Origin of the sequence: Mycetocola zhadangensis (genome assembly GCF_003668565.1) — a bacterium.
In the GTDB taxonomy this organism is placed as follows: domain Bacteria; phylum Actinomycetota; class Actinomycetes; order Actinomycetales; family Microbacteriaceae; genus Mycetocola_A; species Mycetocola_A zhadangensis.
In genome coordinates this window covers 179,201-192,291 of sequence record NZ_RCWJ01000001.1, presented here as the reverse complement: position 1 = coordinate 192,291, position 13,091 = coordinate 179,201, and the positions used below count along the sequence as shown (strand labels likewise).

Below are 13,091 nucleotides of genomic sequence, written 5' to 3'. Positions count from 1 at the left end.
GCGAATGACGCCTAAGACTGCTTCGGCGACGTCGACGATTCTTCGCTGCGCTCGATGCGCTCGACCCGATCCGCCAATTCATCGCGAATGAGAAGATCGCGCCGCAGATGGTTGGAACGGTACGCAGCACGTGCCACCATGTGCGCGGTGATCGGAGCCGTCAGCCCCTGAAAAATGATGATCGCAGTCATCAGCAGGAACGTCGCAACACGGGGCGTGTTGACGGCCACCGCTGCGCATGCACACATCAGGCCGAGGATCTGCGGCTTTGTCGCCGCGTGCAGGCGTGACAGCACATCAGGGAAGCGGAACAAACCGATCCCAGCCGCACAACTCATCAAAGCGGCCACCATCACGAGGGTGATGGTGATGATCTCGCGAATTCCGTCGCCCGTCATGTCTCATCCTGCTTCGCCATAAATCGTGCAAAACTCACTGACCCGAGGAACGCGAATGCGGCGAGGACCAAAAGGACGGGAAGTGTCTCGGTGTGCTTGTTGAACGCCATCTCACTTCCAAGTACGCACATCACCGTCGCAACGAAGACGTCGGAGGCGATAACCCGGTCGAGAAGGCTCGGCCCACGAATGACCCGATAGAGGGCCGCAACGGCGCCGACGCTGAAAAGCACCCCCGCGATGATGATCGCAATCTGCATCAGGCGGCCCCTCCTGTGTTCGATCGGGTCAGATGGTTGGGTTGGCGTACCCGCCAGACATCGTCTTTTGAGCCGATCGCCATGACCAGTCGCTTCTCTGTGGCGAAGACCTCCTCGCGGAACTCAGCAAGATCCTGGTCATCGTGCACGTTGATGACGTGCACGTAGAGCACGGATTCCTGCCGGTCAACATCCACCACAATCGAGCCCGGCACGAGTGAGATTGCCTCAGCCGTCAACATCATGATCAGGTCACTTCGGGTATCGAGGGGAATAGCAATCACCGCACTTGACGGCTTGTACCTCGGGTCGATGACCAGCCACGCCACCTCGATCGACGCACGGGCAATGTCAACGATGAGTCGCACAAAAAAGACGAGCACGTACCACGGGTTGACCCGGCCGCTGAGGTCAATGGCAGGCAGGTAGAACAGCGTCGAGATCACAACAGCGAGCACGACACCGGTGAGTACGCTCAGCGGAGTGACCTGCCCCCACACCAGGCACCACAGAATGACCAGGCCCGCCAGAAGCACCAGTTGGCTCCGCGCACTGATGCGGTGTCCGGATTCGGGACTCACTGGACACCCCCAGGGAACACGGCGTCCACGTAGGTGGACGACACTTCGAAATCGGATGCTGTGCGTGCGGCCAGGTCAAACAGCGGGCCTGCGAAGATGGTCAGGCAGACCGTCAGCGCGACCATACCCGTCGAGGCGGTGAGCATGAGCGCAGGAACCCGCTTCGCCTTCACGGTGAGCCCCTGATCCTCAGGATCTTCGGCGAGCGAGTTGAGCAGAGGAGACGAGTAGCCCTCGACCTCGCTCTCAGACCGCCAGAATGCCATGTTCCAGACTCTCACGAGCGCATACAGGGTGAGCAGCGATGTGAGCGCTCCTGCGCCGATCAGCACGTATGCAAGCGGCGTCCCGAGATCAACACCTGCTTCGAAGAGGCCGACCTTGCCGAGGAATCCGGAGAATGGTGGGATACCACCCAGGTTCATAGCTCCAATGAAGAACAGTACGGAGACAAATGGCGCAACCTTGAGGATGCCGCCGAGCCGGTTAATCGACGTCGTCCCGCCGATGCGTTCCACCAGCCCGGTCGCGAGGAACAAGGTCGTCTGCACCGAGATGTGGTGGATGATGTAAAAAATCGTTGCGGCGAGCGCTGCCTGGCTGCCGATCGCTATGCCGAAGATCATGTACCCGATGTGGCTCACCAGGGTAAACGACAGCAGTCGCTTGATATCCGCCTGCGCCAACGCACCGAGCACACCAATCAGCAGCGTGAGCAGCGCTATCACCATCAGCGGCACATCGATGTTCACGTCGGTGAACATCACGGTGTCGGTGCGGATGATCGCGTATACGCCGACCTTGGTGAGCAAACCGGCGAACACTGCCGTGACCGGCGCCGGCGCTGTCGGGTACGAGTCCGGCAACCAGAACGACATCGGGAAGACGGCTGCCTTCACACAGAACGCGACAAGCAGCGAGATGCAGAGAATCAGCTGCACGTCGGCCGGCAGGTCGCGAACGCGCTCAGCAATCAGCGCGATGGTCACCGTCCCAGTCGCCGCGTAGATGAATGCGATCGACGCCAGGAAGATGATCGACGACGTCAGGCTGATGATGATGTACGTCACACCGGCTCGGATGCGAGCACCTGTGCCTGCGAGCGTCAGCAACACATAGCTCGCTGACAACAGCATCTCGAAGCCGACGTACATGTTGAAGAGGTCACCGGCGACGAAGGCATCAAAAAGTCCGGCCGCCAGCACCAGGTACGTCGGGTGGAAGATCGACACCGGTGTGTCCCGGTCACCGTCCGCGATACCCTGACCGGCCGCGAACAGGAGAACGCCGAGGAGCATGAGCGCCGAAATCAGCACCATGATGATGGCCAGCCGGTCGGCCACGAGCACAATACCGAACGGAGCGTCCCACGCTCCGACGTCAACAACTACGGTGCCGTGCCTGTCGACATGAACCAAGAGAATCGCGGCGAGAACCGAAACCGATGTCAGGGCGAGGGCACTCACGGTGACCTGCGCCCGCCGGTAGGCGCCGAGGACCAGGGCGAGCGCCGCCGCGAACAGGGGAATCAGGACGATGAGGGGCAGGATCGCGGTCATGAGCGCTTCTCCTTCTCATCGTCGTCGGGGTGTTCGTCGCTGTCAGCGAGCGCCTGTTGGAGGGCCTCACCGTCGAGGTCGACAGAATCGAAGATGGCTTCCGTCTGTGCGTGGGTGTCCTCGGTGTGCTGGTCTGGCACACTGTCTCCCTGGTCACCCAGCTGGGCCAGCCACCAGGACCGATAGATCAGGGCGAGCACAAACGCTGTGATGCCGAAGTTGATGACGATGGCCGTCAGCATGAGCACCTGGGGTACCGGATCAGCCATCGACTCGTCCGACGCCGTTCCCGTCACGATAGGCGCGCTTCCGCTCGGACCGCTGACGATCAGAATCAGAAGGTTTGTGGCATTGCCGACGAGCATGAAGCCGATGAGCACCCGTGTCAGCGAGCGCTCGAGCATGACGGTGATTCCGACGGCGTAGAGCACCGCCATGAGAATCACCAGGGTCGCTGAGACGGTCATCGCGCTGCCTCACTTTCGGAGAAGTCGTCCTGAGCTTCCTCCGACAGGTCGGCCTGCTCCTGCTGACGGTCAATTTCAGCACCGAGACTGCGAAGGATGTCGAGGGTGAGCCCGACAACGACGAGGTACACCCCGAAGTCGAAGATCGTCGATGTGCCGAAGGACAAGTGACCGAGGATCGGAACGTCGGCCTCAAGGTACGCCGACTGGAGCGCTACTCCGCCGAAGAACATCGCCCCGATCGCCGTGCCGACGGCGAGAATGAGACCTGTACCGAGGATCTTGCCCGCATCAACGGGGATCGCCTCAGCAAGCTCGTACCGCCCACCCGCGAGGTACCGCGCCACGAGGGCCAGACCGGCAAGCAATCCACCCGCGAACCCACCGCCTGGCGCGTTGTGTCCGGCGAACAGCAGGTACACCGAGACCAGGATTGCGGGGTGGAACAGCAGTCGCACCAACACCTCGAGCAGCACCGAACGGTGTCCGCGAGCCAGGGTGCGGCCTGCGAGCAGCCAGCTCATCCGGTTGGAGCTCGCTTCGGCGCCCGGTGCAAGCGGGTCGACGATGACACGACGGCGATTGCGCCCGCGCCGCTGCTGCTTGGACCCCTGCAGTCGCGGAATTGCTCCGGCCCGCCCCGTGACGAAAAGCAGGCTGGCGATCCCAGTCGCAACAACAACGAGCACCGAAATCTCACCCATGGTGTCCCACGCGCGAATGTCGACGAGCACAACGTTCACAATGTTCATGCCGTGCGCGCCCTCAACAGCCAGTCGAGGCCACTCGGTTCCGATGCTCTCCTCCTGGCGCGCACCCAGAGCGATCACGGCGACGACAGCCATAATCACACCCACGGCCACGCCGATGCTCGCACGAACCAGTCGCTTCACCGGCTTGTTTCGCTGCGCAATCCGCGTCGGCAGTCGACGCAGCACGAGCACGAACACAACAAGGGTGATCATCTCGACGAGCGCCTGAGTCAACGCAAGGTCCGGCGCGCCGTGCAATGCGAAGAGCGCAACCATTCCGAAGCCGGTGGTTCCCACAAGCAGCACAGCACTCATCCGCTGCTTCGCCTGTCCAGCCATCACAGCAGCAATACCGATAGCGGCGGCGATGAGCACCTGTTCCGGATAATCCCAGGGACGGATGCTGTCGGGCCAGGTGCGATTCATCGATGACGCGACGCCCAGAGTGAGCACGTACACCACGAGAATTGTTCCGAGGTACTGGGGCAGTCCCCCGCGTTGGGCGAAGATCGTCGTGCGCGCCGAGAGCCTGTCGATGAGCTGCACGATGAACCAGTAGCCGCGGGAACTGTCCATCATTGGGGAAACGGCGTCCTGGAGCCTGGCCACCCATTTGCGCCGAATGAAAAGGATCACTCCGAGCAAAACGACAACGGCTGAGATGCCGAGCGCCGGCTCAAACCCGTGCCACAGCGCCAGGTGGTAGTCACCCGTACCCGGCATCGTTTCGGCATATGGCACGAGGAAGCGGTCGATCACCGACGCACCGAACCCGAAGATCACGGTGACAGCCGCCAGGATTCCTGGCGCAATGAGAATAGCCCAGCCGTCGGAGTGCAGCTTGGTCGGCTCAGTATTCGGTCGGGTCCAGAAAGCACCCCAGAAGAAACGGATGCTGTACGCCACAGTAAGAACGGAACCAACAGCGGTACCGATCAGCGCCACCCAACCCCAAACATCTCCGTCCTCTGCAGCGTGCAGGAACGCGGAGAACACCGCTTCCTTGGCGACGAATCCGAACAGGGGCGGAATCCCGGCCATCGAAGCGACGGCGATGAGGGTGATTCCCGCGAGCACCCTGTTCTGACGACCGATGCCCGAGAGCTTGCGCCAGTCACGGGTTCCAGCGCGGTGGTCAACGATACCGACCACGAGGAAGAGGGCTGCCTTGTAGCAGGCGTGGGCGAGGAGCAGCGCTGCACCGGCGAGCGCAGCGTCGTAACCGCCGAACCCCACGATGACCATGAGGAAGCCGAGCTGGCTCACCGTGCCGTAGGCGAGGACAAGCTTCAGATCGTACTGGCGCAGCGATCGCCACGCACCGACGAGCATGGCCCAGACGCCGAGAACAACGAGAACTTCCCTCCAACCGGGGGTTTCCGCGTAGCCGGGAGCGAGCCGTCCGACCAGGTAAATGCCGGCCTTCACCATGGCGGCGGCGTGCAGGTATGCACTCACCGGCGTCGGTGCGGCCATCGCCGCAGGCAACCAGAAGTGGAATGGAACGATCGCGGACTTCGACAGCGCGCCGACGAGGATGAGCATGATGGCCGCGGTCGTGGCAGGCGAGCTGAGCTCCTGGTCGACGATCGACGCGAGCGACGTCGTTCCGGCCTGCACGCTGATCATGACAACGCCGACGAGCATCGCCAAGCCACCGAACGTCGTGACGAGCAACGCCTGGAGCGCAGCTCCACGACTTTCCTTGCGATCTACGTAGTGGCCGATGAGCAGGTAGCTCAACACACTGGTGATCTCCCAAAACATGAACATCACGATGATGTCGTCTGCGGTGACCAGTCCGTACATGGTTCCGGCGAACGCGAGGAGCAGGCCGGCAAAGCGGCCGAGGCCGGGTTCGTCCCTCGAGAAGTAGCGAGCGCAATACACCAAAACGAGCCCGCCGATGCCCGTGACGATGAGCGCAAGGAGCCAGGCGAGAGTGTCCACTCTGAAGGAGAGCGCGACTCCGAGCTGGGGAATCCACGGGATCGACTCGGTGATCGTTTCACCTGCGAGCACCGTCGGTGTCTGGGTGAGCGTGTACGCGAACGCACTGAACGGCAGCACCGAGATCACGTAGAAAACCCGGGTCGACAGCCAACGTGTCAGAAACGGCGTGGCGCACGAAACAACGAGGAAGGCCAGCAGGAAAAGCGCCATGAGGTCTCTCGGGTTATCGATCGATTGGGTTCCAGTTTAACCGACCCACACGTCGGCTCAGACTCGAACGGACTCCGAACGACTTCGTGACCGCTTCGAAAGCCGAATGGTTGCGACAATGATGACGAGCCCGAGCAGCGTCAGAGCGACATCGGCGACCGGCAGGACGTTCACACCTTTCCAGTCGAGAAGGAGTGAACCGACGAGCGCTCCCCCGCCGATCCCCGCGTTGAATGCGGTCGTGTAGAACGCGCTGGCCGTGTCACGGATCCGCGGGCTCGCCGTGTGCAGCATGCGTGTCTGCAGCAGAGGGGCGATCAAGCCGAAGGCGAGACCCCAGACAACGAGGGCAAGGCCTGATAGCCACAGCGTCGACGTAAACAGTGCCATCACCGTCACAGAAACCGCTGTGGTCGCGAGCGCCAGGATCAGCCCAAGTGATGTCCTCTTCGCGAATACGGTTCCGGTGAGGATCAGCCCAACCGCGCCGGCTCCGCCATAGATGAACAGGGCAGCGCTCAGGTACTCGGGCGCGATCCGCATGCTGTCAGTCACGAATGGGGCGATGAAGGTGTAGAGCGCGTAGTGGCCGATCATGACGATGGCCGTTGTCACGCAGATGGCTACAACCGGCAGGACCGTCGGATCGCGACGTGGCTCAGATTCGGAGCGGGCCGCGTGGGTGACCCTGTCCACCTTCGGCAGCCAGCGCAGGACAGCGAGCGCACCGAGGCCGAACGCGATGGCGATCGCCGCGAAGGCCCAGCGCCAGCCGATCGACTGGCCGAGCACTGTGCCGAGTGGAACACCGAGCACAAACGCGAGGGTCCCACCACCGAGGGTGATCGACACGGCTCGAGCGATCTGCTCCTTCGGCACGAGGTGCGCGGCGTACGCAGGAACAAGCGCCCAGAACAGTCCGTGTGCGAGCCCGCCGAGCACTCGAGACGCGACAACGAGTTCATAGGTCGGCGACAGCGCGGTGAGCAGGTTGCTCAGCCCGAGCACGAGCAGAATCCCAACCATGAGCGCGTGCCGAGGAAGCTTGACCGTCGCCGCCGTCAGCGGTGCGCTCGAGATCACGACGGTGAACGCGAAGAAGGTGACGAGCAGCCCGACCTGCGACGGGGTGACGTCGAGCGACGCACTCATCTCGGGCAGGAGCCCTGTCGGAATCATCTCGCTCGAGACGGAGAGGAAGACCGTCGCGGCGAGCGCGATCAGACCGACCCACGGAAACGGGGTGGGTCGTGGTGTGGACGCGGCTTCCCGCGCGGGAAAAACAGAAGATGTGGTCATCGGGGATATCCAATGATGGCGTTCACTCGATCGGCCGCGTGAGCAGGATCAGAGTTCGTCTACGCGCTGATGTGCGCGCCCAGGGCCGCACGGAACGCGTCCGACCATTCGTCAGTGTACCCGACCACCCCGACAGTAAACCGGGGAAAAAACGTGAGGCGTTCGCCATACGCACGGCGAAGCATCCGTCACCGGTTAACCTTGGAGGGTGAACACAGCTCCCGCACAGTCCGAGCCCCGAAACCACTGGGTTCTCACTTTCGTCTGCAGCGACCAGCCAGGCATCGTGCACGCGATCAGTGGCGCCGTCGTCGCCGCGAGAGGCAACATCACCGAGAGCCAGCAGTTCTCCAGCTCAGACACCGGACGCTTCTTTATGCGCCTCCAGGTCGAGTCACCCGCGAACCGCCAGGACTTCGAGGCGGCCATCGCGCCCGTCACTGAGACCTACGGCATGACCTGGCAGCTCGACGTCGTCGGTCGCCCCCTGCGCACCCTCGTACTCGCGTCCACAGCAGCGCACTGCGTCAACGACCTGCTGTTCCGCCAGCGCGCAGGACAGCTTCCCGTTGAGATTCCCCTTGTTCTCTCGAACCACGGCACGCTTCGCGACCTCGCCTCGTTCTACGGTGTTCCGTTCGAGTCAATTCCGGTGACGGATGCTTCGGGCAAAGCCGATTTCGAACGTCGCGTTCTCGAGGCGGTCGAGGAGTTCGACATCGAACTGGTTGTGCTCGCCCGTTACATGCAGATCCTCTCCCCCGAACTCTGCGAACGCCTCGCCGGCCGCGCCATCAACATTCACCACTCCTTCCTGCCCGGTTTCAAAGGGGCGAACCCGTACCGCCAGGCCCACGCCCGCGGTGTGAAGCTCATCGGAGCGACCGCGCACTTCGTCACGAGCGACCTGGACGAGGGACCGATCATCGAACAGAACGTTGTTCGGGTCGACCACTCACGCAGCGCAAGCGAACTCGTCGCCATCGGTCAGGATGAGGAAAGCCGCACCCTCACCCAGGCCGTGAAGTGGTTCGCCGAAGACCGGGTGCTGCTCGACGGCGCCCGCACCATCATCTTCAAATAGACTCCGCTCAAAAGAGTCCACCGAAATCACCCACTCGCCGGTTTGCCGCCGAGTGCCGCAGACACGCCGCTCTAAGCTGGTGTTGTGTCAGATTCCTCGCAGCCCTCAGTAACCCCCAACGACATCCTCCGGCTCTTTCTCGAACTCTTCGCGATCGTGTCCCTCGGCATCTGGGGCTTTTTGAGCTGGTCGATGCCGTGGAACTTTGTGATCGGCATCGGCGCACCGGCCATCGGCATCCTGCTCTGGGCGCTGTTTCGCTCCCCCAAGGCCGTCTTCCACGTTGACCCGTACGCCAAGGCCCTGATCGAACTGCTCGTCATGGGTGCTGCCGCCCTCGCGTGGTGGGACCTCGGGGTTCCCTACGTCGCCCTCGTGTTCGCGATCGTCGCCGTGATCAGCGGAGTCCTGAACGGACGGCGCGAGTTCAGCAGATGAGTGTCGTCGACGAGCTGATCGCGGCCCTCGGGCCCGCCGTCGTCACCGACGCAACGGCTCTCGCGCTCACGCAAGCCGACAAATCGGGGCACGTGTCGACATCCGCCCCGCTCGCCGTCGTGAATGCCACGTCGATCGCCGACATCTCGACGACCCTGCGCATCGCCAGCGCCACACAAACCCCCGTCGTTCCGCGCGGTGCAGGCACCGGGCTCGCCGGAGGGGCCATCGCGGCCGGCGGTGAGATAGTTCTCTCGACCCTGGCCATGAACCGGGTCCTGGAGATCAACCCGGCTGACCAGCTCGCGGTGATCGAACCGGGCATCCTCAACGGCAGGTTCAACGAGATCCTCGCCGAGCACGGCTTCTGGTTCGCTCCTGACCCGGCATCGAAGGCCATCTCAACTGTCGGAGGCAACATCGCCACCAACGCCGGCGGGCTGCTCTGCGCGAAGTACGGTGTCACCCGCGACGCCGTCCTCGGGCTCACGGTCGTCCTGGCGAGCGGCGAGGTGCTCGAACTCGGCCACCGCAGCGTGAAAGGTGTCACAGGTCTCGACCTGACCGCACTGTTCGTCGGCTCGGAAGGCCTCCTCGGTGTGATCGCCGGAGCCACAGTGCGCATCCGGCCCCGCGTCGCCGGAACCGTCGCGACCATCGCCGCTTTCTTTCCGACGGTGACGGATGCCGCCGCAGCGTCGGCAGGAATCACGGCCGCCGGAATCCAACCCGCCGTGATGGAGATCATGGACGCCGCCTCACTCGAGGCAGCGGCAACGCTGTTGCAAGTGCCGGGCGTCTCGACGGGTGAGGCTCACCTGGTTGTTCAAACCGACGGACCAGCCGCAGCGACTGAGGCCGAACAGGCCCTCGCCGTGATCCAGTCGTTCGGCGGTCGGGCCGAACTGTCTACGGACCCGGTCGAAGGTGAGCGGCTGCTCGCGGTCCGCCGTGCCATGCATCCCGCGATGGAACGCCTCGGAACCACACTGATCGAAGACGTCTCAGTTCCGCGCAGCGCACTTCCGGCCATGTTCGCCGAGATCGTCCGGATCGAGCAGGCATACGGCATCCGGATCCCAACGGTCGCTCACGCCGGGGACGGAAACCTGCACCCCAACTTCGTTTTTGAGGGCACAGAGGTTCCCGACCTGATCTGGCGAGCGGCCGATGAGCTGTTTGAAACGGCGCTGAAGCTCGGCGGCACCCTCACAGGGGAGCACGGCATCGGCATCCTCAAAAAACGCTGGCTCGGCGACGAGCTGGGCGAAACCCAGCTCGACCTTCAGCGCCGCATCAAAACCGTCTTCGACCCGGCTGGGATCCTCAACCCGGGCAAGGTGTTCTAGATCCCCTGCCAGGCCGGCTTGTTGTCGTAGGTGTATCGGTAGTAGTCGGCGAGCTTGAGCTTCGACGCTGCGGCTTCATCGAGCACGATGGTCGCGTGCGGGTGCAGCTGCACTGCGGAGCCGGGGAGGATCGAGGCGAGAGGTCCCTCGATAGCTGCGGCGACAGCATCCGCCTTGCCCTCACCGAAAGCGAGGAGAACGAGGTGCCGTGCCCGGAGGATGGTGCCGAGGCCCTGCGTGATGCAGTGCATGGGAACGTCGTCTGGCGAGTCGAAGAATCGCGCGTTGTCGGCGCGGGTGCGTTCGGTGAGGGTTTTCACTCGGGTCAGTGACGCGAACGATGAGCCGGGCTCGTTGAACCCGATGTGACCGTCCGTTCCGATGCCGAGGATCTGCAGGTCGACACCGCCAGCCTCTTCGATCGCTCTTTCGTAGTCGGCGCCAGCCGTCTCGATGGTCTCCGTCGCTCCGTTTGGGACGCGAATGCGCTCTGGCACCAGACCGACCGGCTCGACAACCTCGCGGGTGATGACCGAGCGGTAGCTCTCAGGGTGCGACGCCGGGAGGCCGACGTATTCGTCAAGAGCGAAACCCGAGACCTGGCTGAAGTCGGTGCCAACGGCTCGCTCGGCGAGCGCCTGGTACACCGGAAGCGGTGTCGAGCCCGTTGCCAGCCCAAGCACTGCGTTCTTCTTCGAGGCGACGAGCGACAGGATGGCGTCAGCCACCAGCTCGCCTGCTGCACGGGAATTCTTGACGATTACAACTTCAGCCATGGGCTCACATTTCGGTACGGGGTCAGCATTAGCGAGTCCAGTCTGCCACGCCGCTGCACCGCCGAAGTGGCTGTGAAGCTCGCCATGACACCCCTCCTTCGAGGGGTGCCACTGATAAAGTCGAGAAACAATTCACTCATCGCTCTCACCGAGCCCACTCTCCCAGGGGGAACCTGTGTCAAGGAACCGAACCGCACGCGCATCAGCGATCGGCATTCTCGCCGTCGCTGGCCTCCTCCTCACCGGATGCTCGGGTGGACAGTCCCGAGCTGAGGCCTGCACCATCGTGCAGGACACCCTCGAGAAGGCGCAGACCGAACTTACCGAGAGTGTCTCGTCGTTCGGTGATGACCCGGTGGCCGGCTCAGAGGCCGTGAACAAGCTCGCGCAGAGCTTCTCAGACGCCAACGGCGAGATCAGCAACGGTGACGTCAAACCCGAGAGCACCAAGGCGACAGAGGCGCTCGACGCCTTCGCGGCCGAGATGGAGAAGGCGTCCTCCGACCCGGCGAGCGCTGACCCCACAGCGCTGAGCGACGCCGTCGCCGATGTCCAGTCGACATTCACCGACCTGCAGGAAGCCTGCAAGGGCTAACCGGTTCGTTGTAGCCAACCCAGACACGAAAAAAACGCTCCCCGACCCGAAAGGCCAGGGAGCGTTTTCTCGTTTGTTCGGGTTTAGCCGAGGCGAGCCTTGAGGTTCGCCGTGATCTCAGCGAGGAATTCCTCGGTGGTCTGGTACGGCTGCTCTGGGCCGACCAGGAGCGCGAGGTCCTTGGTCATCTTGCCGGACTCGACGGTCTTGATGACGACGTCCTCGAGGGTCGCCGCGAACTCGATCAGAGCGTCGTTGCCGTCCAGCTTTCCGCGGTGCGACAGCCCACGGGTCCAGGCGAAGATCGACGCGATCGGGTTCGTCGACGTCGGCTTGCCCTGCTGGTGCATACGGTAGTGACGGGTCACCGTTCCGTGGGCAGCCTCAGCCTCGACAACCTTTCCGTCCGGCGTTGCCAGGACAGAGGTCATCAGTCCGAGCGAGCCGAAGCCCTGCGCGACGGTGTCTGACTGCACGTCTCCGTCGTAGTTCTTGCAGGCCCAGACGTATCCGCCCTCCCACTTCATGGCTGATGCAACCATGTCGTCGATGAGGCGGTGCTCGTAGGTCAGGCCAGCAGCGTCGAACTGCTCCTTGAACTCGGCCTCGAAGATCTCCTGGAAGATGTCCTTGAACCGGCCGTCGTATGCCTTGAGGATGGTGTTCTTCGTGGAGAGGTACACCGGGTAGTTGCGCGTGAGGCCGTAGTTGAGGCTCGCACGGGCGAAATCGCGGATGGACGCGTCGAGGTTGTACTGAACCTGCGCGATACCGTCACCCGGGGACTGGTAGACCTCGAACTTCTGAGGCTCGGATCCGTCGTCCGGCGTGAACTCAACGGTGAGCTTTCCCTCACCCTTGAACAGGAAGTCGGTGGCGCGGTACTGGTCACCGAACGCGTGACGACCGATGATGATCGGCTTGTTCCAGCCGGGAACCAGACGCGGGATGTTCGAGATGATGATCGGCTCGCGGAAGATGACGCCACCGAGGATGTTGCGGATCGTGCCGTTCGGGCTCTTCCACATCTTCTTGAGGCCGAACTCTTCAACGCGTGCCTCGTCAGGCGTGATCGTTGCGCACTTGACGCCAACGCCGTGCTTCTGAATGGCGTGAGCAGCATCGATGGTGATCTGGTCATCGGTCTCGTCACGCTTCTGGATGCCGAGGTCGTAGTACTCGAGGTTCACGTCGAGGTACGGGTGGATCAGCGTGTCCTTGATGGACTGCCAGATAATGCGGGTCATCTCGTCGCCATCGAGCTCGACGACTGTGCCTTCAACCTTAATTTTTGACAATAGAAAGCTCCTAGCTTGTGGGGCCTTACGGGCCGCGGTCCAGCTTACCCGAGGAGGGCAACTCTCTTGATA

Annotated in this window: 13 protein-coding genes; 4 read left to right on the top strand and 9 right to left on the bottom strand. The window is 62.9% G+C overall.

Annotated elements, in window-relative coordinates; translation table 11 throughout:
• Positions 1–11: 11 nt before the first annotated feature.
• From mnhG to D9V28_RS00895, 7 genes are read right to left on the bottom strand one after another with little or no spacing between them, the layout of a single operon-like run.
• Positions 12–398, bottom strand: coding sequence for a monovalent cation/H(+) antiporter subunit G (gene mnhG, locus D9V28_RS00925; protein ID WP_121657854.1), 387 nt, complete (start codon positions 396–398; stop codon positions 12–14).
• Entirely contained in the window at positions 395–658 is a 264-nt protein-coding gene (locus tag D9V28_RS00920; RefSeq protein WP_121657853.1) for an MrpF/PhaF family protein, read from the bottom strand. The genes mnhG and D9V28_RS00920 overlap by 4 nt, the downstream gene beginning before the upstream one ends.
• Positions 658–1,239 (bottom strand): Na+/H+ antiporter subunit E, encoded by a 582-nt coding sequence (locus D9V28_RS00915; RefSeq protein WP_183086384.1) that lies wholly within the window; start codon positions 1,237–1,239, stop codon positions 658–660. The genes D9V28_RS00920 and D9V28_RS00915 overlap by 1 nt, the downstream gene beginning before the upstream one ends.
• Complete coding sequence (locus D9V28_RS00910; protein WP_121657851.1) at positions 1,236–2,798, bottom strand: Na+/H+ antiporter subunit D; 1,563 nt, start codon at positions 2,796–2,798, stop codon at positions 1,236–1,238. Before D9V28_RS00910 ends, D9V28_RS00915 begins: the two co-directional genes overlap by 4 nt.
• Entirely contained in the window at positions 2,795–3,265 is a 471-nt protein-coding gene (locus tag D9V28_RS00905) for an NADH-quinone oxidoreductase subunit K (RefSeq protein ID WP_121657850.1), read from the bottom strand. Before D9V28_RS00905 ends, D9V28_RS00910 begins: the two co-directional genes overlap by 4 nt.
• Positions 3,262–6,180, bottom strand: a complete 2,919-nt coding sequence (locus tag D9V28_RS00900) for a Na+/H+ antiporter subunit A (protein ID WP_121657849.1) — start codon at positions 6,178–6,180, stop codon at positions 3,262–3,264. Before D9V28_RS00900 ends, D9V28_RS00905 begins: the two co-directional genes overlap by 4 nt.
• Before the next feature lie 57 nt (positions 6,181–6,237).
• Positions 6,238–7,479 (bottom strand): MFS transporter, encoded by a 1,242-nt coding sequence (locus D9V28_RS00895; RefSeq protein ID WP_121657848.1) that lies wholly within the window; start codon positions 7,477–7,479, stop codon positions 6,238–6,240.
• A 208-nt stretch (positions 7,480–7,687) separates the two neighbouring features.
• Between D9V28_RS00895 and purU the strand changes: the two genes are divergently transcribed.
• The 3 genes from purU (at position 7,688) to D9V28_RS00880 (ending at position 10,350) form a co-directional block, all read left to right on the top strand.
• Positions 7,688–8,563 (top strand): formyltetrahydrofolate deformylase, encoded by an 876-nt coding sequence (gene purU, locus D9V28_RS00890; protein WP_121657847.1) that lies wholly within the window; start codon positions 7,688–7,690, stop codon positions 8,561–8,563.
• 84 nt (positions 8,564–8,647) lie between these two features.
• Positions 8,648–9,001, top strand: a complete 354-nt coding sequence (locus tag D9V28_RS00885) for a YrdB family protein (RefSeq protein ID WP_121657846.1) — start codon at positions 8,648–8,650, stop codon at positions 8,999–9,001.
• Complete coding sequence (locus D9V28_RS00880; RefSeq protein ID WP_121657845.1) at positions 8,998–10,350, top strand: FAD-binding oxidoreductase; 1,353 nt, start codon at positions 8,998–9,000, stop codon at positions 10,348–10,350. The genes D9V28_RS00885 and D9V28_RS00880 overlap by 4 nt, the downstream gene beginning before the upstream one ends.
• Here the strand turns inward: D9V28_RS00880 and nagB are convergent.
• Entirely contained in the window at positions 10,347–11,126 is a 780-nt protein-coding gene (gene nagB, locus D9V28_RS00875) for a glucosamine-6-phosphate deaminase (protein WP_121657844.1), read from the bottom strand. The genes D9V28_RS00880 and nagB overlap by 4 nt on opposite strands.
• Positions 11,127–11,301: 175 nt before the next feature.
• Here nagB and D9V28_RS00870 point away from each other — a divergent pair, with 175 nt between their 5' ends.
• Positions 11,302–11,721, top strand: a complete 420-nt coding sequence (locus D9V28_RS00870) for a hypothetical protein (RefSeq protein WP_121657843.1) — start codon at positions 11,302–11,304, stop codon at positions 11,719–11,721.
• 83 nt (positions 11,722–11,804) lie between these two features.
• On the opposite strand, the gene D9V28_RS00865 is transcribed toward D9V28_RS00870, so the two are convergent.
• A complete protein-coding gene (locus D9V28_RS00865) occupies positions 11,805–13,019 on the bottom strand; it encodes an NADP-dependent isocitrate dehydrogenase (RefSeq protein ID WP_121657842.1) in 1,215 nt (404 codons plus the stop codon).
• Between the last annotated feature and the right edge of the window lie 72 nt (positions 13,020–13,091).

Bases quoted from the DNA above. Each gene is read 5' to 3' on its own strand.
- mnhG (WP_121657854.1), bottom strand. From the start codon at position 398: ATGACGGGCGACGGAATTCGCGAGATCATCACCATCACCCTCGTGATG.
- D9V28_RS00920 (WP_121657853.1), bottom strand. From the start codon at position 658: ATGCAGATTGCGATCATCATCGCGGGGGTGCTTTTCAGCGTCGGCGCC.
- D9V28_RS00910 (WP_121657851.1), bottom strand. From the start codon at position 2,798: ATGACCGCGATCCTGCCCCTCATCGTCCTGATTCCCCTGTTCGCGGCG.
- D9V28_RS00905 (WP_121657850.1), bottom strand. From the start codon at position 3,265: ATGACCGTCTCAGCGACCCTGGTGATTCTCATGGCGGTGCTCTACGCC.
- D9V28_RS00900 (WP_121657849.1), bottom strand. From the start codon at position 6,180: ATGGCGCTTTTCCTGCTGGCCTTCCTCGTTGTTTCGTGCGCCACGCCG.
- D9V28_RS00895 (WP_121657848.1), bottom strand. From the start codon at position 7,479: ATGACCACATCTTCTGTTTTTCCCGCGCGGGAAGCCGCGTCCACACCA.
- D9V28_RS00880 (WP_121657845.1), top strand. From the start codon at position 8,998: ATGAGTGTCGTCGACGAGCTGATCGCGGCCCTCGGGCCCGCCGTCGTC.
- nagB (WP_121657844.1), bottom strand. From the start codon at position 11,126: ATGGCTGAAGTTGTAATCGTCAAGAATTCCCGTGCAGCAGGCGAGCTG.